The following is a 1,769-nucleotide window of genomic DNA, read 5'->3' on the forward strand; positions in this document are numbered from 1 at the left end:
ACAGGCTGTGTAAAAACTCGGTTTTTGTAGTATCTGAGGACTAACACCAGCAGGGATGCAAGATATTCCTGATATGGGCTGTATTCGCAGTGATTTGTATGTTGAGGCAAAACGAGACTTTGTGGCTTGATATGGAGTACTAATGGCCGGTTATTCGGGGTTAAAGCGGCCACTGCCGCTAGTTGCATCGTTCTCGCAGCTTGTCGGCCAATCCTTCGGTACCCCAGATGGACATCATCCTCTTAAGGTTATAAGCCAGTACATGCAGACTGATTTCTGTGCTGACGTTTTTAAACCGTTGCGTCAGGAAGTGAGTCGCTCCCATCCACATCTTAATTGTCCCGAACGGATGCTCTACCGTTTGCTTTCGCACGACAGCTGTTTGTGGCGATGCATTAAGCCTGGCTTGCATATCTTCCATTTCGGCTTCATGAACCCAGCGCCTTATACGCCTCGGATCGCGTTTTGATGTGGTGCACCTTGACCGCTGACTGCAATCGCGACAGGCAATATTGTTAAAGTACATTTGCTGTTCTAAACCATCCTCAACCATCGTAAATCGGTTCTGAAGCTCGTTACCCATCGGGCAAATATAAATATCTTTTTCTTGGTCATATTTGAACAATGAACGATTGAAAAGACCTTTACGGTCAGCGCCAGAGGTATCACCTTTTGGTACTAAGGCTACGGCACCTAAGTCCTGCGTTGCTTTAATATCTCCTCGGCTGTAATAACCTTTATCAGCCAGTACGTTAATATCCGCTTTGCCAACTGCTTCCTGCGCTAATTTGGTCACCGCTGTTAGCTGCCCACGGTCTGGTGTATTCGTTACTTCATGCGCAACAATCAGGTGATATTTAGCATCAACGGCAGTCTGAACGTTATAGCTCACCTGGCGGTTAACATTGTTTATCTTCATTAACCGGGAATCAGGATCTGTCAGTGACAACTGCTTATCAGGGTGCTGCACAACGGCCTGCTGAATTTTCTTGAGTTCTTTCAGACGCTTTTGCAGCCATGCCAGTTTCACAGTTGTTAAACATGCATTTTTTTGGGCTCCGCAGCCTTGTCAGCTTCATCGAGCTTATTCAGGTAAAGAGCGATACTTTGCTCAACCCTTTCAATGTGGCCTTTTGTTTTCTGGGGCGTGAAATTGTTCGATTTGCTGTTTACCGCCTTAAACTTACTACCATCAATGGCAACCACCACATCGGTGAACATCTGCATCTGCCGACACAGATCAATGAAAGTGCGGCAGGCATTTTTGATGCCTTTACCATTGTTTTTTCTGAAGTCTGCAATGGTTTTAAAATCAGGTGTTAATCGCTCAAGTAACCACATCAATTCAACGTTACGATGGGCTTCTTTCTCTAACCGGCGGGATGACTGGATGCGGTTCAGGTATCCATAAATGTAAAGCTTCAGCATGGTTGCGGGGTGATATCCCGGCCGCCCGGTTTGTTTTGCATTAACGCGCTCAAAGCCAAGTGCATCAAGCTGTAATTCATCAACAAAGACGTCAATAACCCTGACAGGGTTGTCTTCTGTGACAAAATCATCCAGCACTTCAGGGAACAACGTCACCTGATGTCTGCCTTGACCTTTGATATGCTGAGTCATACCTGCACCCGCTTTATTTAACCGTATGATTCTAATTTTATTAAATAAAGTAGGTTTCCGCATGGGTTTATCAAGAATGGTTGATCATATAAAGCCACTACTTAGACCAAAAAGTGATCAGTGGTTTTCACACAGCCTGGGCACACAGC

Annotated in this window: 1 pseudogene; it reads right to left on the reverse strand. The window is 45.4% G+C overall.

What is annotated here, in order from left to right:
• Window positions 1-178 precede the first annotated feature (178 nt).
• Window positions 179-1,620, reverse strand: a pseudogene (locus tag HA51_RS26745) (IS1182 family transposase).
• Between the last annotated feature and the right edge of the window lie 149 nt (window positions 1,621-1,769).

The organism is Pantoea rwandensis (assembly GCF_002095475.1).
GTDB lineage: Bacteria > Pseudomonadota > Gammaproteobacteria > Enterobacterales > Enterobacteriaceae > Pantoea > Pantoea rwandensis.